This window comes from Shinella sp. 838, from assembly GCF_029623935.1.
In the GTDB taxonomy this organism is placed as follows: domain Bacteria; phylum Pseudomonadota; class Alphaproteobacteria; order Rhizobiales; family Rhizobiaceae; genus Shinella.
Genome location: NZ_JARSBQ010000002.1, coordinates 46,421 through 65,058 on the forward strand (window position 1 = coordinate 46,421; position 18,638 = coordinate 65,058).

An 18,638-nucleotide genomic window follows, 5' to 3' on the forward strand; every position below is an offset into this window, starting at 1 on the left:
CGCTTCGCCCGCGGATTGCTAGACAGGCGGCATTCCAGCCCATCGGAGATGCCCATGCGCCGCCTCATGCTTTCGCTCGCCGCCCTTGCTGCCCTCTCTACGCCCGCCTTCGCCACCGGCGGGTTCAGCTGTGCGGTAAAGGACAGGAACGTCACGTTCGAAGGGGAGGCGGGCTTCAGCTACAGCCTCGGCGGCATCCTGAATTTCCGCGGCTCGATCGAGCTGCCGAAGGATCTCGCCCAGAAGGGGCTCGACAGGAAGGTCACGCTCGATCAGTCTTTCCTCACGCACCATTGGCTGCATGATGGTGAACTGCGCCTGCTCGTCCACGCCGAATCCGGTGACAACCAGCCCTTTGCAGCGCTCGATTTCGTCATGATGACGAAGGCCGGCGAGGACGAAACCGGTTACGAGGGCACCTATACGCTGAAGATCGAAGGCGCGGACCTCGATGAGCCGATCCGGCGCGCGGGAACGATCGGCTGCTCCCTCGGCTGAACGCAAGACGCCGGCGCAAGGCCGGCGTCCAAACGGTCTGCGGCAAGCGGCGGATCAGCCGCCGAAACCGAAGAGGTTGCCGAAGAAATCGACGCCCTTGTCGTTGTAGCTCACGCTGCCCTGACGGTTGCCGGGGCCGACGACGATGACCTTGGTGCCGATATCGGCGCGGGCGTAGAGATGCTCCACATCCTTGTTCATCATGCGGATGCAGCCCGACGACATGTTCTGGCCGATCGTCCAGGGCTGGTTCGTGCCGTGAATGCGGAAGATCGTGTCGCGGCCGCCCTTGAAGAGGTAGAGCGCACGCGCGCCGAGCGGGTTGTCCTCGCCGCCGGCCTGGGTGACGGGCAGGATGCGACCCTTCTTGGCCTCGCGGCGGCGCATTTCGGCCGGCGGCGTCCAGCTGGGCCATTCGGCCTTGCGGCCGACCTTCACCACGCCCGACCAGCCGAAGCCGTCGCGGCCGACGCCGATGCCGTAGCGCGTCGCCTTGTTGTTGCCCTCGACATAGTAGAGATACTTGTTGTTGGTATCGACGATGACGGTGCCCGGTGCCTGGTCGGTGACGAAGCGCACCTTGGTGCGCTTGTACTTCGACGCGACCTGCTTCTTGCTTGGCTGGGCGACGAGCGTTACATCGGAGGCCGTCTCGACCCGGTCGCCCGTGCGGGCCGCGGGGAAGGCATTCGCCGACGAGACCGGCATGATCGCCGTGGCCGCGACGGTCGCGGCCAGCAAGATCGATGCGTATTTCCGCATGGTATAGTCCCTCTCAATCCTCAATTCTGCGAGGCTAACCGACTCTCGACTGATTTCAAGCCGGCTCCCGGGCAGTAAGACGCTTGTGAGGGCGGATTTCTTCGGGGCCTTGTGGCCCCGATACCACAGAATCAGATCACGATGACCTTGGTGCCCACCTTCACGCGCTCGTAGAGATCGACGACATCTTCGTTGCGCATGCGGATGCAGCCCGAGGAAACGGCATAGCCGATCGTCCAGGGCGCGTTGGTGCCATGGATGCGGTAGAGCGTCGAGCCGAGATACATGGCACGCGAGCCGAGCGGGTTTTCCGGTCCGCCTTCCATGAAGGCCGGCAGGTAGTGGCCCTTGGCGGCTTCGCGGGCGACCATTTCCTTCGGCGGCGTCCAGCTCGGCCACTCGGCCTTGCGGGTGATCTTGTGGGCGCCGGCCCATTCGAAGCCCGGCTTGCCGACGCCGACGCCGTAGCGCCGCGCCTTGCCGCCATCGAGGACGAGGTAGAGGAATCGGTTGTTGGTATCGATGACGATGGTGCCCGGCTTGTGCTCGCTGCCATAGTCGACGAGCTGCGGCAGATATGTCGGGTCGAATTTCGACTTGATCGGATTGCGCGCCGTGCCGGTCGCCGAGACCTGCTGGACACGGGCCGCCCCTTCGCGGCGCAGGACGCGGCGCTGCTGCACCTTCTGGCGCTGGATGATGCGGCGTGTGTTGACGGCGGGCTGCACGCCCCCGCCGGTAAGCTGCATCAGCCAGGGTGCGGTGAGGTCGGGGCTGACGATGATCGGCGGCTGGCTCATGTAGCGCTCGTTCGCCTGGGCCACCGTGGTCGTGCACAGAAGGGTCGTTGCAAGGAGGATTCGTATCAACATCGGACGTACTCGCTACTGATCGTGCCGGGATGCGCCGCGGGAACTGGAATGCAGCGCCGGTTCGACGGGGATGCTTGCACCCTGCGATGAAGGGAATGGTAAACGGGCGTTCATTCGATATCGACGTCGGCGATAAAGCTTTGAGTAGGGTTATTACCCGCTTTCCAAATGTGGTTGATGAGTGGTAAAGCGGAACAAAAAGGCAACGGAGAGCGCGTATGACAAAGGGACTTCTGGACGGCGATGACGGGCGGGTGCGGTGCGCATGGCCCGGCAATCTGGATGACTACCGCCGTTACCATGATACGGAGTGGGGCTATCCCGTCGTCAGCGACCAGCGCCTCTTCGAGAAGATCTGCCTCGAAGGCTTCCAGTCGGGCCTCTCCTGGCTCACCATCCTGCGCAAGCGCGAGGGGTTCCGCGCCGCCTTTGCCGGCTTCGATTTCGACAAGGTTGCCAATTTCGGCGATGACGACATCGCCCGCTGCCTTGCCGATGCCGGCATCGTGCGCCACCGCGGCAAGATCGTCTCGACGATCAACAATGCCCGCCGGGCGCAGGCGCTGCGCGATGAGTTCGGCACGCTCGCCCGCTATTTCTGGAGCTTCGAGCCGGGCCCGGGCGAACGGCCGGCACGGGTAGACTGGGAGACGATCGTCGCCAATCCGACGACACCCACCTCCGTCCGGCTTTCAAAGGACCTGAAGAAGCGCGGCTGGACCTTCGTCGGCCCCACCACCGTCTATGCCTTCATGCAGGCCATGGGCCTCGTCAACGATCACGTGGAAGGTTGTTTTTGCCGCGCGGAAGTCGAAGAGAAGAGAAATCAGCTGCAACGGCCATAATTCAGGACTTGCCGCCACAAATATATCTTTGATTCTACAGCGAATCATGTAGCTTGAGGTTGAGCGGCAAAATCATACATCGCAAGTTCTGGGGTCGGCGTACGCGTGCGTAGTAGCGACGTGCCGCTTTGTGCTGAATGATTTGGCATGAGGGGACAAATGGCGGCGAGCACACCCGTAATGGACGATTCTCGACTCGAGGGCTGGGCCTGTGACAAGGCGCAGGAGATCATGCTCCGGGAGGGCTTTCGCCTGATCCGGTCGGCAAGAAGCGGCACCAACACCGAAATTCGCGAAACAACGCTGCTGATGGCCCGGGCTATCGCGGCCTCGCTGGTCGAGGCCTCGGCGGCGCATCGCAATCCGGCGGCCGAGTGACGCATCAATCCATGGAACCGTAGAGAGGCCCGCCAGGAAATCGGCGGGCCTTCGCCGTTTTTCGACGTGCGTGCCGGGCGTTCGTCGCCGGCCGGCCGGGAAGACGGGCGTCGGTGCGAGAACCCGCCTCGTCAGGCGCGGCGTTGAGACGGGCGCCGAAACCAGGATCAGTTCAGCAGGTTCGGGCGCTCCGCGTTCATCTCGACGCACAGCCGCGCCACCGCGAACGTGCCGTTGATCGTGCCGCCCGCTTCTTCCGACTGGCCGAAGCAGAAAACGGGCCGGTAGAGGCCGGGACCGGGGCGGATCGTCGTGGCGAAGCTGAACGTGACCGGTGGCGTCGCCGCGTCCTCCAGCGCCTGCAGCACCTTCGCCCAGTCGGCGGGATCATAGAGGCGGATGAGATCCATGACGCCGCAGGGCGGGCCGGCTATGCCGTGCAGGAGCGCCGTCTCGGTCCCGAGCCGGAGCAGGCCGGTCGACAGTTCCGCGCTCCATTCCTCGCAGACGAAGGCGGTTTCGATCTCCCGGCAGTCCATGCCGGCAAGCTCCGCCACCTGGGCGAGGCGAGAGGCGGTCAGAGGCGATTTCAAGCTCATGCGGTCCGGTCCGAGAGGGTGTTGCCGCCGGCGGGCACCAGGTGCCGACGGGAAGGCACCGGTGCGGCTCGGTCGTTGCCGGTTGGAAAACATTCAAGCGATCGCCGCTGGCCGCTTGCCAAACGGTCGTGATGATCGTTTACCTAGGCTCAAGGGTAATCGACATCGGGCTCATCAGAAAGCAGGCTCGCTGGTCGTTTGCTCGACTGAGGGATGCGGAAATCTATGCTTGCTTCCATGGGTTGAGTATGTCCGATTTCGTCCTCTCCACGGGCCATGACCTTATCGACCAGCTGCGCGCCTATCGCCTCAAGGTTGCGTTGACGCAGGACGACATTGCCTGGAAGCTCGGCTTCTCGCCGACGACCGTCTCGCGCTGGGAGCGCGGCGTCGCGGTGCCGGATCTGCGCGCCACCGGCGCCATCGTCGATTTCCTGCGCCGTGCCGACGCGCAGACCGAGCGTCGCCTGCTGAAGGCGATCCTCAACGCGCACGACAGCCGCAATCTCTGGGAGGGCCGCGACATCCGTTATCTCGGCGGCTCGCAGCAGGAGTATCGCGAAAGCCCGGAGATGCGTGCCGTCGTCGGAACCAGCATCCGCCGCTACATCACCGGCTCCTACCGCGACTGTCTGGAGGACCGGGCATTGGTGGCGGGCCTTTACGCCCGCGAGATCGCCAGCATCGAGATCTACGGCGGCACGGCACTGTCCGTCACCTCCATCCCGGAGGGCCATGTGCAGATGAAGCGGCTTTCCTTTCAGTCGGAAATGCGCGGCATCATTCGCGGCGACACCCATTCCATCCTCATCCCCGCCGCCGAAGCGCCGACGGCTTCTGCCGTCATCGTGCACAGTTGGGACGCGCTGTCGCGCCGACCGTGACGCCGCCGGGCGCTTCCGCCCTTGCCGCTGCCCGCCCAATCCGCTAGGGAAACCGCAACGGAAATACAGGAATTTCGGGTATCCCGATGAGCGAAAAGCAGAAAAAACCGCAGAAGCTGAAAGCCCGCCTGCCGCGCGGCTTCGTCGACCGTGACGCCGCGGACATCCGCGCCCTCACCGAAATGACCGCGAAGATCCGCGCGGTCTACGAGCACTACGGCTTCGATCCGGTCGAAACCCCGCTTTTCGAATATACCGACGCACTCGGCAAGTTCCTGCCGGACAGCGACCGCCCGAACGAGGGCGTCTTCTCGCTGCAGGACGACGACGACCAGTGGATGAGCTTGCGCTACGACCTGACGGCGCCGCTCGCCCGCCATGTCGCGGAGAACTTCAACGAGATCCAGCTGCCCTACCGCACCTATCGCGCCGGCTACGTCTTCCGCAACGAGAAGCCGGGTCCGGGCCGCTTCCGCCAGTTCATGCAGTTCGATGCCGATACGGTCGGCGCTGCCGGCGTGCAGGCGGATGCCGAAATGTGCATGATGTTTGCCGACACGATGGAAGCCCTCGGCATCGCCCGCGGTGACTACGTCATCCGCGTCAACAACCGCAAGGTTCTCGACGGCATGCTGGAGGTCGTGGGCCTTGGCGGCGAGGAAAACACGGCGCGCCGTCTCAATGCCCTGCGCGCGCTCGACAAGTTCGACAAGTTCGGCATTCCCGGCGTCCGCGAGCTTCTCGGCGCGGGGCGCAAGGACGAAAGCGGCGACTTCACCAAGGGCGTCGGCCTCGACCCTGTCGGGATCGAGCTGCTGGTCGGCGTGCTCGACACCGCGTCCTTCGGCGACAACCTCGAGACCGTCGCCTCGCTCGATAGCCGTTTCGGGCAGAACGAGCGCGCCCGCGAGGGCGTGGAGGAACTCGAGCAGATCGCAAAGCTCGTCGCGAGCGCCGGCTACGATGCCGGCCGCATCAAGGTCGATCCCTCCTGCGTGCGCGGCCTCGAATATTACACCGGTCCCGTCTTCGAGGCCGAGCTGCAGTTCGCCGTGACCAACGAGAAGGGCGAGAAGGTCGTCTTCGGCTCCGTCGGCGGCGGTGGCCGGTATGACGGCCTCGTGTCGCGCTTCATGGGGCAGCCGGTGCCGGCCACCGGCTTCTCCATCGGCGTTTCCCGCCTGATGACGGCCTTGAAAAACCTCGGCAAGCTCGGCCAGGACGAGGTCGTCGCCCCCGTGCTCGTCACGGTCATGGACGGCGACATCGAGAGCATGGGCCGCTACCAGCGCTTCACACAGGAACTGCGCGCTGCCGGCATCCGCGCCGAAATGTACCAGGGCAACTGGAAGAAGTTCGGCAACCAGCTGAAATATGCCGACCGCCGCGGCGCCCCCGTTGCGATTATCCAGGGCGGCGACGAACGCGCCGAAGGCCTCGTGCAGATCAAGGACCTGATCGAGGGCAAGCGCCTTTCCGGCGAGATCGAGGACAACATCGCCTGGCGCGAGGCCCGCGTGGCGCAGGTCTCTGTCCCGGAGGCCGAGCTCGTCGCCAGGGTTCGTGAAATCCTCGATGCACAGGCCGAAGACCGGGCGCGGGTCGGCTGATATGCCCCTCGTCAACCTCCCTGCTTTCGCGCCCGATCTCATCGCCGATCTCGAAGGGCTTGGCACGGAGCGTGTGGACACGCCGGTCATCCAGCCGGCGGAGCCCTTTCTCGACATGGCGGGCGAGGACCTCAGGCGGCGCATCTTCCTGACGGAGAGCGAGACCGGCAGGAGTCTGTGCCTCCGGCCCGAATTCACCATCCCGGTCTGCCTTCGCCATATCGAGACGGCGACCGGCACGCCCAAGCGCTATGCCTATCTCGGCGAGGTGTTCCGCCAGCGCCGCGAGGGCTCGAACGAGTTCTACCAGGCCGGCATCGAGGATCTCGGCGAGCCTGACGTCGCGAAGGCCGATGCGCGCGCGGTGCATGACGCCTTGGCCGTTCTCATGAACCGCCTGCCGGGCGTTGCATTCTCCGTGGTGCTCGGCGACCAGGCGGTCTTCGAGGCTGTCGTGGCGGCCTGCGGCCTGCCGGGCGGGTGGCAGAAGCGGCTCGTTCATGCCTTTGGCAACCAGGCACAGCTGCAGCGGTTGATGGCCGACCTTTCCAATCCGGCACGCGACGGCGTCTTCGGCCCGGAGGTCGACCGCCTCGCCATTCTCGGCAAGCTCGACGACGAGGCGACGCTGATCGCCCATATCGACGCGACGATGGAGGCGACCGGCTATTCTACCAATGCCAGCCGCAGCCCCGCCGATATCGCCCGGCGCCTGCGTGAGAAGATGGAACTGGCCAACACACGGCTCGATGCCCGCACGCTGGCGCTTCTCAAGGAGTTCCTGGCGCTGGAACTGAACCTTTCCGAGGCCCCGGGCGCACTCGCCGCCTTCGCGGAAAAGGCCGGCCTTTCGCTCGGCGCGGCACTCGAGCCGTTCGAAAGCCGCGTCGCGGCGCTCCGCGCCACCGGTGTCGATCCCGCGACGATCACCTATCGCGCCGCCTTCGGCCGCCCGCTCGACTATTATACCGGTCTCGTCTTTGAGATCGCGCCGGCCGGAGAAGCCCTGGTGCTTGCCGGCGGTGGTCGCTTCGACCGGCTGCTGACCCTGCTCGGGGCGAAGGAGCGCATTCCGGCCGTCGGCTTCTCGCTCTGGCTCGACCGTATCGCGGGCGTGAAGGGGGCTGCCGCATGACCATTACCATCGGCCTTCCCTCCAAGGGACGCATGAAGGAAGACAGCTCCGCCGTGCTCGCGCGCGCCGGTTTCTCCGTTGTCGCCGTCGGCAACGACCGCTCCTATCGCGGCCGCATCGAGGGACGCGACGATATCGAGATTGCCTTCCTCTCGGCCTCCGAAATCTCCCGCGAGATCGCCAACGGCACCGTCGATTTCGGCGTGACCGGTGAGGATCTGGTGCGTGAGGGGCTGGCGGAGGCGGATGCCCGCGTCGAATTCTGCGCCCGCCTCGGCTTCGGCCATGCGGATGTCGTCGTCGCCGTGCCGGAAATCTGGCTCGACGTCGATACGATGGCCGATCTCGGCGACGTCGCGCAGGATTTTCGTGCCCGCCATGGCCGGCGTCTCACCATCGCAACGAAATACTGGCGCCTCACGCAGCAGTTCTTTTCCGGCAATCACGGCATCCAGCTCTACCGCATCGTCGAGAGCTTGGGGGCGACCGAGGGGGCGCCGGCCACGGGCTCGGCCGACATCATCGTCGATATCACCTCGACCGGCTCGACGCTGACAGCCAACCATCTGAAGATCCTCTCTGACGGCGTGATCCTCAAGTCGGAAGCCTGCCTCGTGCGCGCCCGCAAGGCAGAGCACGAGGGCGATGCGGTGATCGCCGAAATCATCACGCGGGTGCGCGGCGCACTCTGAAGGCTCGGCATGCGGCGAGAGGCGGCCGGCTGCTGCTGGCCCTCTTTCCTCGACCGGAAAATTCCCGCGCCACCCTGACATCGTTCGGCGATCTGTCCTATCTATGAGGTCCCATCGCAAGGAGTCCTCCATGGCAGACCTGTCATCCTTCCCCATCACCAAGACGTGGCCCGCAAAGAACCCCGACATCATCCAGCTCTATTCCCTGCCGACGCCGAACGGCGTGAAGGTATCGATCGCGCTGGAGGAGCTTGGTCTGCCCTATGAGGCGCACCGCATCGAGTTCGGGCCGGAGGGCGTCAAGTCGGCGGACTTCATCTCGCTGAACCCGAACGGCCGCATCCCCGCGATCATCGATCCGAACGGCCCGGACGGCAAGCCGATCGGCCTCTTCGAATCGGGCGCGATCCTCGTCTACCTCGCCGAGAAGACCGGCAAGCTCATTCCGGCCGATGCCGCCGGACGCTACGAGACACTTGCCTGGGTCATGTTCCAGATGAGTGGCGTCGGGCCGATGTTCGGCCAGTTCGGTCATTTCTACAAGTTCGCCGCCGACAAGGTGGCCAACAATTCCTACCCTGCCGAGCGTTACCGCGACGAAGCCAAGCGCCTGCTTTCTATCCTCGAAGACCGCCTGAAGGATCGCCAGTGGATCATGGGCGACGAATACACCATCGCCGACATCACGACCTTCCCGTGGATCCGCGGCGCTGATGTCTTCTATGGCGGTCGCGCGGCGCTGGACTATGCAGGCTTCCCGGCCGTGATGGCCTGGCTGGAGCGCTGCCTGGCCCGCCCGGCGGCCATCAAGGGCCTGGAGATTCCGGCAAAAGCCTGACGCAAACGAAAAATCGGGCGGCGCGGCGGTGCGTTGACGGCATCCGCCGCGCCGGGCTACCTCTGCCGGAGGCAAAAACAGAATGAAAACGGGGCGGAAGACATCGTGACGGGAAGACTGGTTGTTGCGGGTGGCGGTCAGGCCGCCTTTGCCCTGGTTGCCAAACTGCGTGCGCTGAAGGACGAGCGGCCGATCACCATCATCGCCGCCGAGGCGAGCCATCCCTATCAGCGCCCGCCGCTCTCCAAGAAATACCTGCTTGGCGAGGCGGACCTCGGCCGGCTGATGTTCCGGCCGGAGAGCTGGTACCCGGACAACAATGTCGAGATCCGCCTCTCGACCGAGATCACTGCCATCGACCGCGCCGCAAAGACGGTGACGCTCAGCGACGGCTCGACGCTGCACTACGGCGTGCTGGCGCTCGCCACCGGCGCGACGCCGCGCCGTCTGCCGGCCGAGATCGGCGGCGACCTCGACGGCGTCTTCACCGTGCGCGACTACCGTGATGCCGACCGCCTCGGCCTCGAAATGCAGGAGGGTCGCCGGGCGCTCGTCGTCGGCGGCGGCTATATCGGCCTTGAAGCGGCGGCGGTCGCACGGGGCAGGGGGCTGCACGTCACCGTCATCGAGATGGCCGACCGCATCCTCGCCCGTGTCGCCTCGCCGGCAACCGCCACGATCCTCAAGGCGATCCACACGGCGCGCGGCGTCGATGTGCGGGAAAAGACCGGCCTCGTCCGGCTGCTCGGCGAAAACGGCCGGGTCACCGGTGCGGAGCTTTCCGATGGCTTCGTCCTGCCCGTCGACGTGGTGATCGCCGGCATCGGCGTTGCCGCGAATGACCAGCTGGCGCGCGATGCCGGGCTGGAGGTCGCGAACGGCATCGTCGTCGATGCCCAGGCCCGCACCTCGGATCCGGCGATCTTCGCCATGGGCGACTGCGCGGTGCTGCCCTTCAAGGGCAGCCGGGTTCGGCTCGAATCCGTGCAGAACGCGGTTGACCAGGCCGAGGCCGCTGCCGCGGTCATTGCCGGTGGCGAGGCGCCTTACGAGCCGAAACCGTGGTTCTGGTCCGACCAGTATGACGTCAAGCTGCAGATCGCCGGCTTCTGCATGGGGTTCGACGACACCTTTGTGCGCCCCGGTGCGCGCGAGGGCAGCGTCTCCGTCTGGTACTTCCGTGCAGGTAGGTTGATCGCCGTCGATGCGGTCAACGATGCCAAGGCCTATGTGGTCGGCAAGAAGCTGATCGAGATGGAGCGCACACCCGAGCGTGCAGCCCTGGAGGATCCCGCAACGGATCTCAAGGCCCTGACGCTCTGAAGGCCGGTGTGCGCGCAGGTTGAGCGAAATGTTTGTTCCTGGTTAGAACAGTTGTGCCGGTTTGATTTTTATTAAGTATGAACTAACCTAAGGGAGGCCGGATTTTGCCCGGCTCCCACAATTCATTGATTTTTTAGGGTTGTCCGGCTGATTGGAGCGATCTTGCCTCCCCTCGGTGACCTTTATGCTCCGCATCTTGACCTGCATTACCGTCGAGCACGACTTGAGACTTGTCCTGCTCGCTGCTCTGATCTGCTTCCTGTCCTGCTATGTTGCCGTGACGCTGATGCAAAGAGCGGGGGTGGCCAAGGGGACCGCGCGTACCCTTTGGCTGGGCGTTGCCGGCGCGTCGAGCGGCTTCGGCATCTGGGCGACCCATTTCATCGCGATGCTGGCTTATGATCCCGGCGTGCTCATGGGCTTCGATATGGAGCTCACGATGGCTTCGCTGGCTATCGCGATTGTCGTCACGACGATCGGCCTTGCCGTCGCCGCCTACTTTGCCGGTACGGTCGCGGCTGTCGCCGGTGGGCTCCTGCTCGGTGCAGGCATCACCTCCATGCACTATATTGGCATGGCTGCAATGGAGGTGCCGGGGACCATTCATTGGGATACGGCCTATGTCGTGGCGTCCATCATATGTGCGGGTCTCTTCGGCGCGCTTGCACTTGTCTTCTGCATGCGCCCGCAGGCGCGCTTGCGCGACCGCGCGCTTGCCACCGTGCTGATGGCCCTCGGCGTCGTTTCGCTGCATTTCACCGCCATGGCGGCCGTGACCATCGAGCCCGGCCTGATGCCGGCGCCCGACGACACGATGCTGTCGACCAGCCTGATGGTGCCGCTGATCGCCGCCGTGGCCCTGTCGTTGCTCTTCACCGGCCTGACGGCCGCCGTTTTCGCCCGGCAGGCCGAGCTTGCCGCCAACGAGAGCACGCGCCAGTTCGCGATGCTCGTGCAGGGCGTCAAGGACTACGCCATCTACATGCTCGACCCGGAAGGCCGCGTCGCCAACTGGAACGAGGGGGCGGAGCGCAACAAGGGCTACAAGGCGCATGAGGTCGTCGGCCAGCATTTCTCCCGCTTCTACGGCGAGGAAGACCGCGCGGCCGGCGTGCCGGAGCGGGCTTTGACCACCGCACGGGAAGAGGGCAAGTACGAGAGCGAAGGTTGGCGCTATCGCAAGGACGGCTCGCGCTTCTGGGCAAATGTGGTGCTGGACGCGATCTACGACACGGGCGGCGCACTCGTCGGCTATGCCAAGATCACCAAGGACGTGACGAAGGAAAAGGCCGATGCCGACCGTCTCGCCGAGGTGACGAAGAACCTTGACCTCGCACTGGAGAACATGTCGCAGGGCCTTTGCCTGTTCGACAAGGACGAGCGCCTGCTGCTTGCCAACAAGCGCTACAGCGAACTCTTCGGCTTCCCGGAAGGCCGTATCCGCCCCGGCATGACGCTGCGCGAGATCGTCGACCAGGGCGTCGCCGACGTCTTCGTCGATCCGGCAATCTGGAAGCCGCGGGCGCGCGACATGTACGCCCGACGCCGGGCGGCCATTCTGGCCAATGATGGCGGCGTTCTTGTCGAGAAGCTGTCGAATGGCGTTTCCGTGCAGCTGCGCTACCGCACGCTGCCGGATGGCGCCTGGGTTGCCACCTATGAGGACATTTCCGAACGGCTGCGCTCGGAGGAGCAGATCTCCTTCCTCGCCCGCCACGACAGCCTCACGGGCCTGCCGAACCGCGCGAACTTCAACAACCGCCTCGAGGCCGATCTGGATTCGGCGCGCCGGTCCGGCAGCAAGGTGGCGGTGATCGGTATCGACCTCGACAAGTTCAAGGAAATCAACGACACGCGTGGCCATGCGGCCGGCGACGAGGTGCTGATGACGCTGTCGAAGCGCATGCAGGCCTGCCTCGAGGCAGATGAAACCGTCGCCCGTTTCGGCGGCGACGAATTTGCCGCCGCTAAGCGTTTCGAGGATATCGCCGAACTCCACGACTTCATCCAGCGGCTGGAAGCCTGCCTGCATGAGGAAATCCGCATCGACGGCTACGACATCAAGCCGGGTGCGAGCCTCGGCGTCGCGATCTATCCGCAGGATGCCGACAATCTCGAAGCTCTCCTCAACAATGCCGACCTTGCCATGTACCGTGCCAAGGACGCGCTGACCGAACGGGTCTGCTTCTACGAGGTCTCGATGGACGAGGCCGCCCGCAGCCGTCGCCTCATCGCCAACGATCTCTGGCAGGCGGTCGAGCGCAATGAGCTGCAACTGCACTACCAGGTGCAGAAGGCGGTCAATTCCGGCGATACGATCGGCTACGAGGTGCTGTTGCGCTGGCACCATCCCGTGCGCGGCACCATACCGCCGAGCGACTTCATCCCGATCGCGGAAGAATGCGGGGCCATCCTGCCGATCGGCGAATGGGTGCTGCGCGAAGCCTGCCGCGAGGCGGCGACCTGGAACAACGGGCACAAGATCGCCGTCAACCTGTCGCCGGTACAGCTCGGCAATGCCGACGTCGCCGACCTCGTGCACCGGGTGCTGCTGGACACCGGCCTCAGCCCGCACCGGCTGGAGCTGGAAATCACGGAATCGACCATTATCGGCGACAAGGAGCGCGCCCTCCAGACCCTCCGCCGCATCAAGGCCTTCGGCGTCACCATCGCCATCGACGATTTCGGCACGGGCTATTCCTCGCTGGAAACCCTGCGCGCCTTCCCCTTCGACAAGATCAAGCTCGACCGCAGCTTCATGAGCGAGGTGGAGGCGAGCCCCGAAGCGAAGGCCATCATCCGCGCCATCCTGGCGCTCGGCCAGACGCTGCGCGTGCCGGTTCTGGCGGAAGGCGTGGAAACGCGCAGCCAGCTCGACATCCTGCTCGACGAGGGCTGCGACGAGGCGCAGGGCTACTTCCTCGGCCGGCCGGTTCCGGTGGAGCGCATCCGCCCGGATCTCGACGCGAGCGAGGCGGCCTGAGCCGCCTTACTGCCGCTTGAAGCGGCGGCCGGCGAGGTCGATCTGGAAGCGGGGGAAGATGAAGACGCCGATGATGGAGCCGGCGTACTTTTCCTCGAGGCCTGTCGATTCCCCGACGCAGAACACCGGCTGGCGCGGCGCGCCGTCGAGATGAATGGTCGTGGAGAAGCAGAAGGACGAGGAGGACGCCGCTGCCTGCTCGAAGAGCTCCAGCACGCGCGTGCGATCCAGCGGCTCGTAGCAGCGGATGAGGTTCAGAAGGCCGCAGGCGCGCTGCGGCAGGCCATGCGCCGTCGCCGCCTTGTCACCCAGCGTGAAGAGGCCGTTGGAAAGATCACCGGTCCAGCGCTCCGTCACGCAATATTGCGTGAGCAGTTCATTGTCCGTCTCGTCGAACTCCATCGAGCCCGGCAGAAAGGGCGACGAGAGATCAGTCTTGATTATTTTGAACACCTACGACCTCAGGCAGTTGCTCGAATTTGGCCGACATGTCTCGCCCTTGATGGCGCAAAACACGCTAAAAAGCAGTGCCGGCTGACAACCATCGAAGCCCGCCGAACCACTTTCTCATGTACAGAACTGCGCCCGGCTCCGTCTTTGCTATCGGATCGGACGTACGCGTGAAGACCGCCGCTGACCTTCATGCAGGTCCCCCGGCGGTTTCTTTCCAATGCTTGGGGACATCCGGCTGCACGACAAATCGACTGCAATACCGTCGATTTTCAGCGCCTGAACCCCGGTGAATCTTTAAAGTTCACTTGGTGCGTCTTTATAGTTGGTTTTTTGATACCATCAACGACTTTTTGATAATTATTGTACAAATGGAAAAATTCTTTTCACGGTAACGATGCAGGTCCTCTGCCACCCCAAAAGCAAAAAGGGCGGCCCGAAGACCGCCCTTTCCGAACTGAACCTGATGGCTCAGATGCAGGACCCGAAGGTCTTACATCATGTCCATGCCGCCAGTTCAGCGCGCTTGACGCGCTGAACCAACTTTAATGCATGGGCGAAGCTTGATGGTCACGCTGCAATAGGCTTTCGCCTATCACATCATGTCCATACCGCCCATGCCGCCCATGCCGCCAGGCATGCCGCCCGGTGCATCCTTCTTCGGCAGTTCGGCGATCATGGCTTCCGTCGTGATCAGCAGCGAGGCAACCGAAGCGGCGTTCTGCAGAGCCGTGCGGACAACCTTGACCGGATCGACGATGCCGAGCGAGATCAGGTCGCCGTATTCGCCGGTCTGGGCGTTGTAGCCGTAGTTGTCTTCGTTCTTGTCGAGGATCTTGCCGACGACGATCGAAGCTTCGTCACCAGCGTTCTCGGCGATCTGGCGAACCAGGGCCTGGAGCGCCTTGCGAACGATGTTGATGCCAGCTTCCTGGTCATCGTTTTCGCCCTTGGCGGAGATCTTCGTGGAAGAACGGAGCAGGGCAACGCCGCCGCCCGGTACGATGCCTTCCTGAACGGCAGCGCGCGTCGCGTTGAGGGCGTCGTCGATGCGGTCCTTCTTTTCCTTCACTTCGACTTCCGTCGAGCCGCCGACGCGGATGACGGCAACGCCGCCAGCGAGCTTGGCAAGACGTTCCTGCAGCTTCTCGCGGTCGTAGTCGGAGGTGGTTTCTTCGATCTGGGCCTTGATCTGCGCGACGCGGCCTTCGATTTCAGCCTTCTGGCCGGCACCGTCGACGATCGTCGTGTTTTCCTTGGAGATCGAAACCTTCTTCGAACGGCCGAGCATGTCGAGCGTTACGTTTTCGAGCTTGATGCCGAGGTCTTCGGAGATGACCGTGCCGCCCGTCAGGATGGCGATGTCTTCCAGCATGGCCTTGCGGCGGTCGCCGAAGCCCGGAGCCTTGACGGCAGCGATCTTGAGGCCGCCACGCAGCTTGTTGACGACGAGCGTAGCAAGGGCTTCGCCTTCGACGTCTTCAGCGATGATAACCAGCGGCTTGCCGGTCTGGACGACGGCTTCGAGAACCGGGAGCATCGCCTGGAGGTTCGAGAGCTTCTTCTCGTGCAGGAGAATGAAAGCGTCTTCGAGGTCGGCGACCATCTTTTCCGGGTTGGTCACGAAGTAGGGCGACAGGTAGCCGCGGTCGAACTGCATGCCTTCGACGACTTCGAGTTCGGTTTCGGCGGTCTTGGCTTCTTCAACCGTGATGACGCCTTCGTTGCCGACCTTCTGCATGGCTTCGGCAATGTCGAGACCGACCTGCTTGTCGCCGTTTGCGGAGATCGTGCCGACCTGGGCGACTTCTTCCGAGGTGTTGATCTTCTTGGCCTTGGCCTGGAGATCCTTGACGACTTCGGCGACGGCGAGATCGATGCCGCGCTTCAGGTCCATCGGGTTCATGCCGGCGGCAACGGCCTTGTGGCCTTCGCGAACGATAGCCTGGGCAAGAACGGTTGCCGTCGTCGTGCCGTCGCCGGCGATGTCGTTGGTCTTGGAAGCAACTTCACGGACGAGCTGGGCGCCCATGTTCTCGAACTTGTCTTCCAGTTCGATTTCCTTGGCGACGGAAACGCCGTCCTTGGTGATGCGCGGTGCGCCGAAGGACTTGTCGATAACGACGTTGCGACCCTTCGGGCCGAGCGTTACCTTCACTGCGTCTGCGAGGACGTCGACGCCACGCAGCATCTTTTCGCGCGCGGTGCGGCCGAATTTGACTTCTTTGGCTGCCATTGTGAGAACTCCTGAAGAGGTGTCAGCTGAATTGGAAAGGGATTACCGGCAGATCAGCCGATGATGCCCATGATGTCGGCTTCCTTCATGATCAGAAGGTCTTCGCCGTCGAGCTTGACTTCGGTGCCCGACCACTTGCCGAACAGAACGCGGTCGCCAGCCTTGACGTCGAGTGCGACGACCTTGCCGGAGTCATCACGGGCGCCGGAGCCGACGGCGACGACTTCGCCTTCCTGCGGCTTTTCCTTGGCGGTGTCCGGAATGATGATGCCGCCCTTGGTCTTGGCTTCGGATTCGACGCGACGAACGACGACGCGGTCGTGAAGCGGGCGGAAGGTGGTGCTTGCCATTGTCTTATCCCTCGATCAAATGACATTGCGGATCGCGAGATGGATCCGGTGGATTGATGTTAGCACTCGTCTTTCATGAGTGCTAGCGATGCCGAGATAGGCGGCGGGGCGGTTGGAGTCAAGAACGGCGCCTCCAAAATATTTCGCCCGGAATGGTTACCCAGCCGCCAGATGGGAGCGCCATCGCACGCCATCAAGACGCCGCGATGAATTTTCGGCAGTTTGCCGGTGGATGGGGCAAAATTGTGTGGAGAGGCTTGTTTTCTTGCCCCCGCTTTGCGATGTCAGCCGGGCTCGACCTTGATACGGGAACCCCCTGATGGCTCAACGCATCCAATCCTTCAGCGACATCACGCAGCATTACGACGTGGCCCTCTGCGACGTCTGGGGTGTCCTGCACAATGGCGTCGAAGCCTTCTCCTATGCATCGGAAGCCCTTGCTGCGGCCCGCGCCGCTGGCCTTGCCGTCGTGCTGATCACCAATTCGCCGCGCCCGCATCCCGGTGTAAAGGTGCAAATCCGCGGCCTCGGCGTCACCGACGACGCCTATGACCGCATCGTCACCTCGGGCGACGTCACCCGTGCGCTGATCGCGGAAGGGCCGAAGAAGATCTATTTCATCGGTGCCGAAAAGGACCTGCCTCTGCTCGACGGCCTCGATGTCGAACCGGTCGGGCTGGACGAAGCGGGCATCGTGGTTTGCGCAGGCTTGCGCAGCGACGAGACGGAAACTGTCGAGGATTACCGCGCCGAGCTGACGGCGCTTGCGGCACGGAAGCTGCCCTTCATCTGCGCCAATCCCGATCTCGTCGTCGAGCGCGGCCACCGGCTCATCCCCTGTGCCGGTGCGATCGCCAAGCTCTTCGAGGAGCTGGGCGGCACGAGCCAGATCGCCGGCAAGCCGCATCGGCCGATCTACGAGAAATCGATTGCCGAGGCGCGCGACGTGCATGGCGATTTCGATCTCTCACGGGTGATCGCCATCGGCGACGGCATGCCGACGGACGTGCGCGGCGCGGAGGCCTTCGGGCTCGATGTGCTCTATATTTCGGGCGGCATTCACGCGCAGCATTATGTCGAGGCCGGCCGCACCGACGAGGCGAAGCTTTCGGCCTTCCTGAAGGAGGAGGGCACTCACCCGAAATGGTGGATGCCCCGGCTGCAGTGACGGAGACGGTCGTCATGACGGTTTTTCACAGGAACGAGACGAAGGAGCCGCTGCCGGAGCACCTGCGCGGCGGCGTCATCGCCATCGGCAATTTCGACGGCGTGCACCGCGGCCACCAGGCCGTGCTGCAACGCGCGCTCGACATTGCGAAAGACCGCGGCATCCCCGCGCTGGTGCTGACCTTCGAGCCGCATCCGCGCACGGTCTTCCGTCCGGAGCGCCCGGTCTTCCGGCTGACGCCGGCGCCGTTGAAGGCGCGCATCCTTGAAGGCATGGGCTTTTCCGCCGTCATCGAATATCCGTTCGATCGCAGCTTCTCCGAAATGTCGGCGAACGACTTCATCAACGCCGTGCTGCTGGACTGGCTGCACGCCTCCGAAGTCGTCACCGGCTTCGACTTCCACTTCGGCAAGGGCAGGGAGGGTGGTCCGGCCTTCCTGATGAACGCCGGCGAGGGCAACGGGTTCGGTGTCACACTGGTCGATGCTTTTCGCGACGAAAACGCCTCGGTCATCTCCTCCAGTTTCATCCGCGCACTGCTTGGCGAAGGCGCCGTCACCGAGGCCGCCGGCCAGCTCGGCTATCGCTATACGGTGGAGGCCGAGGTCATCGACGGCAAGAAGCTCGGCCGCACGCTCGGCTATCCGACCGCCAACATGCAGCTTCCGCCGGAAGTGGAGCTGCGCAACGGCATCTACGCCGTTCGCTTCCGCCGCCCCGACGGCAGCCTCCACGACGGCGTCGCCAGCTACGGCCGCCGCCCGACGGTCACCTCGAACGGCGTTCCGCTGCTCGAAACCTTCCTCTTCGATTTCTCCGGCGATCTCTACGGCGAAGTCTCTGCCGTCTCCTTCTTCGGTCATCTGCGCGACGAACTGAAGTTCGATGGCCTCGATGCGCTGGTCGTGCAGATGAAGCGCGACGAGGAGGAGGCGCGAGCGCTGTTGTCGGGCGTCACGCCGCTCGGGGTCATCGACCAGCGGCTCTGTTTCTGAGCGCAAACTTTGCCCCTCAC

At 64.0% G+C, this 18,638-nt stretch carries 18 protein-coding genes; 12 read left to right on the forward strand and 6 right to left on the reverse strand.

What is annotated here, in order from left to right; genetic code table 11:
- Window positions 1-54 precede the first annotated feature (54 nt).
- Window positions 55-498, forward strand: a complete 444-nt coding sequence (locus P9A16_RS07790; RefSeq protein WP_023515775.1) for a hypothetical protein — start codon at window positions 55-57, stop codon at window positions 496-498.
- A gap of 54 nt (window positions 499-552) precedes the next feature.
- Here P9A16_RS07790 and P9A16_RS07795 read toward each other — a convergent pair whose 3' ends face one another.
- Both P9A16_RS07795 and P9A16_RS07800 read right to left on the reverse strand, forming a co-directional pair.
- On the reverse strand, window positions 553-1,260 hold the full coding sequence (locus tag P9A16_RS07795; RefSeq protein WP_023515776.1) for a L,D-transpeptidase: 708 nt from the start codon (window positions 1,258-1,260) through the stop codon (window positions 553-555).
- 131 nt (window positions 1,261-1,391) lie between these two features.
- Window positions 1,392-2,132 (reverse strand): L,D-transpeptidase, encoded by a 741-nt coding sequence (locus tag P9A16_RS07800; protein ID WP_023515777.1) that lies wholly within the window; start codon window positions 2,130-2,132, stop codon window positions 1,392-1,394.
- Window positions 2,133-2,350: 218 nt separating this feature from the next.
- Here P9A16_RS07800 and P9A16_RS07805 point away from each other — a divergent pair, with 218 nt between their 5' ends.
- Window positions 2,351-2,977 carry a DNA-3-methyladenine glycosylase I gene (locus P9A16_RS07805; protein ID WP_024271043.1) on the forward strand — a complete coding sequence of 209 codons (627 nt, stop codon included), beginning with the start codon at window positions 2,351-2,353 and terminating at the stop codon, window positions 2,975-2,977.
- 159 nt (window positions 2,978-3,136) lie between these two features.
- On the forward strand, window positions 3,137-3,355 hold the full coding sequence (locus P9A16_RS07810; protein WP_023517094.1) for a hypothetical protein: 219 nt from the start codon (window positions 3,137-3,139) through the stop codon (window positions 3,353-3,355).
- 167 nt (window positions 3,356-3,522) lie between these two features.
- On the opposite strand, the gene P9A16_RS07815 is transcribed toward P9A16_RS07810, so the two are convergent.
- Complete coding sequence (locus tag P9A16_RS07815) at window positions 3,523-3,954, reverse strand: hypothetical protein (RefSeq protein ID WP_023517095.1); 432 nt, start codon at window positions 3,952-3,954, stop codon at window positions 3,523-3,525.
- 248 nt (window positions 3,955-4,202) lie between these two features.
- Between P9A16_RS07815 and P9A16_RS07820 the strand changes: the two genes are divergently transcribed.
- The 7 genes from P9A16_RS07820 to P9A16_RS07850 all read left to right on the forward strand — a co-directional run bounded on the left by P9A16_RS07820 (window position 4,203) and on the right by P9A16_RS07850 (window position 13,419).
- Window positions 4,203-4,838 (forward strand): helix-turn-helix domain-containing protein, encoded by a 636-nt coding sequence (locus P9A16_RS07820; RefSeq protein WP_037408328.1) that lies wholly within the window; start codon window positions 4,203-4,205, stop codon window positions 4,836-4,838.
- Window positions 4,839-4,924: 86 nt separating this feature from the next.
- Window positions 4,925-6,448, forward strand: coding sequence for a histidine--tRNA ligase (hisS, locus tag P9A16_RS07825; protein ID WP_023516048.1), 1,524 nt, complete (start codon window positions 4,925-4,927; stop codon window positions 6,446-6,448).
- Between the two features lies 1 nt (window position 6,449).
- Entirely contained in the window at window positions 6,450-7,583 is a 1,134-nt protein-coding gene (locus tag P9A16_RS07830; protein ID WP_023516047.1) for an ATP phosphoribosyltransferase regulatory subunit, read from the forward strand.
- The gene (gene hisG, locus P9A16_RS07835; RefSeq protein WP_278025635.1) at window positions 7,580-8,275 is read left to right on the forward strand and encodes an ATP phosphoribosyltransferase; all 696 of its coding nucleotides are present in this window, start codon (window positions 7,580-7,582) and stop codon (window positions 8,273-8,275) included. Before P9A16_RS07830 ends, hisG begins: the two co-directional genes overlap by 4 nt.
- Window positions 8,276-8,405: 130 nt before the next feature.
- Complete coding sequence (locus tag P9A16_RS07840; protein ID WP_023516045.1) at window positions 8,406-9,113, forward strand: glutathione S-transferase C-terminal domain-containing protein; 708 nt, start codon at window positions 8,406-8,408, stop codon at window positions 9,111-9,113.
- Between the two features lie 105 nt (window positions 9,114-9,218).
- On the forward strand, window positions 9,219-10,436 hold the full coding sequence (locus P9A16_RS07845) for an NAD(P)/FAD-dependent oxidoreductase (RefSeq protein WP_037408348.1): 1,218 nt from the start codon (window positions 9,219-9,221) through the stop codon (window positions 10,434-10,436).
- 184 nt (window positions 10,437-10,620) lie between these two features.
- Complete coding sequence (locus P9A16_RS07850; RefSeq protein ID WP_023515297.1) at window positions 10,621-13,419, forward strand: bifunctional diguanylate cyclase/phosphodiesterase; 2,799 nt, start codon at window positions 10,621-10,623, stop codon at window positions 13,417-13,419.
- Window positions 13,420-13,425: 6 nt separating this feature from the next.
- Here P9A16_RS07850 and P9A16_RS07855 read toward each other — a convergent pair whose 3' ends face one another.
- The 3 genes from P9A16_RS07855 to groES form a co-directional block, all read right to left on the reverse strand.
- A complete protein-coding gene (locus P9A16_RS07855; protein WP_023515296.1) occupies window positions 13,426-13,872 on the reverse strand; it encodes a hypothetical protein in 447 nt (148 codons plus the stop codon).
- Window positions 13,873-14,464: 592 nt separating this feature from the next.
- On the reverse strand, window positions 14,465-16,105 hold the full coding sequence (gene groL / locus P9A16_RS07860; RefSeq protein WP_023517468.1) for a chaperonin GroEL: 1,641 nt from the start codon (window positions 16,103-16,105) through the stop codon (window positions 14,465-14,467).
- A 53-nt stretch (window positions 16,106-16,158) separates the two neighbouring features.
- The gene (gene groES, locus P9A16_RS07865) at window positions 16,159-16,455 is read right to left on the reverse strand and encodes a co-chaperone GroES (protein ID WP_024271046.1); all 297 of its coding nucleotides are present in this window, start codon (window positions 16,453-16,455) and stop codon (window positions 16,159-16,161) included.
- Window positions 16,456-16,774: 319 nt separating this feature from the next.
- On the opposite strand from groES, the gene P9A16_RS07870 reads away from it, so the two are divergent.
- Together P9A16_RS07870 and P9A16_RS07875 are read left to right on the forward strand one after the other, a co-directional pair.
- Window positions 16,775-17,623 (forward strand): TIGR01459 family HAD-type hydrolase, encoded by an 849-nt coding sequence (locus tag P9A16_RS07870; RefSeq protein ID WP_023517185.1) that lies wholly within the window; start codon window positions 16,775-16,777, stop codon window positions 17,621-17,623.
- A 14-nt stretch (window positions 17,624-17,637) separates the two neighbouring features.
- Complete coding sequence (locus P9A16_RS07875; protein ID WP_023517186.1) at window positions 17,638-18,618, forward strand: bifunctional riboflavin kinase/FAD synthetase; 981 nt, start codon at window positions 17,638-17,640, stop codon at window positions 18,616-18,618.
- Window positions 18,619-18,638: the final 20 nt, after the last annotated feature.

What these genes read in the sequence shown, in the direction of transcription:
- P9A16_RS07790 (WP_023515775.1), top strand. Translation starts at nt 55, where the DNA reads ATGCGCCGCCTCATGCTTTCGCTCGCCGCCCTTGCTGCCCTCTCTACG.
- P9A16_RS07795 (WP_023515776.1), bottom strand. Translation starts at nt 1,260, where the DNA reads ATGCGGAAATACGCATCGATCTTGCTGGCCGCGACCGTCGCGGCCACG.
- P9A16_RS07800 (WP_023515777.1), bottom strand. Translation starts at nt 2,132, where the DNA reads ATGTTGATACGAATCCTCCTTGCAACGACCCTTCTGTGCACGACCACG.
- P9A16_RS07805 (WP_024271043.1), top strand. Translation starts at nt 2,351, where the DNA reads ATGACAAAGGGACTTCTGGACGGCGATGACGGGCGGGTGCGGTGCGCA.
- P9A16_RS07810 (WP_023517094.1), top strand. Translation starts at nt 3,137, where the DNA reads ATGGCGGCGAGCACACCCGTAATGGACGATTCTCGACTCGAGGGCTGG.
- P9A16_RS07815 (WP_023517095.1), bottom strand. Translation starts at nt 3,954, where the DNA reads ATGAGCTTGAAATCGCCTCTGACCGCCTCTCGCCTCGCCCAGGTGGCG.
- P9A16_RS07820 (WP_037408328.1), top strand. Translation starts at nt 4,203, where the DNA reads ATGTCCGATTTCGTCCTCTCCACGGGCCATGACCTTATCGACCAGCTG.
- hisS (WP_023516048.1), top strand. Translation starts at nt 4,925, where the DNA reads ATGAGCGAAAAGCAGAAAAAACCGCAGAAGCTGAAAGCCCGCCTGCCG.
- P9A16_RS07830 (WP_023516047.1), top strand. Translation starts at nt 6,450, where the DNA reads ATGCCCCTCGTCAACCTCCCTGCTTTCGCGCCCGATCTCATCGCCGAT.
- hisG (WP_278025635.1), top strand. Translation starts at nt 7,580, where the DNA reads ATGACCATTACCATCGGCCTTCCCTCCAAGGGACGCATGAAGGAAGAC.
- P9A16_RS07840 (WP_023516045.1), top strand. Translation starts at nt 8,406, where the DNA reads ATGGCAGACCTGTCATCCTTCCCCATCACCAAGACGTGGCCCGCAAAG.
- P9A16_RS07850 (WP_023515297.1), top strand. Translation starts at nt 10,621, where the DNA reads ATGCTCCGCATCTTGACCTGCATTACCGTCGAGCACGACTTGAGACTT.
- groL (WP_023517468.1), bottom strand. Translation starts at nt 16,105, where the DNA reads ATGGCAGCCAAAGAAGTCAAATTCGGCCGCACCGCGCGCGAAAAGATG.
- groES (WP_024271046.1), bottom strand. Translation starts at nt 16,455, where the DNA reads ATGGCAAGCACCACCTTCCGCCCGCTTCACGACCGCGTCGTCGTTCGT.
- P9A16_RS07870 (WP_023517185.1), top strand. Translation starts at nt 16,775, where the DNA reads ATGGCTCAACGCATCCAATCCTTCAGCGACATCACGCAGCATTACGAC.
- P9A16_RS07875 (WP_023517186.1), top strand. Translation starts at nt 17,638, where the DNA reads ATGACGGTTTTTCACAGGAACGAGACGAAGGAGCCGCTGCCGGAGCAC.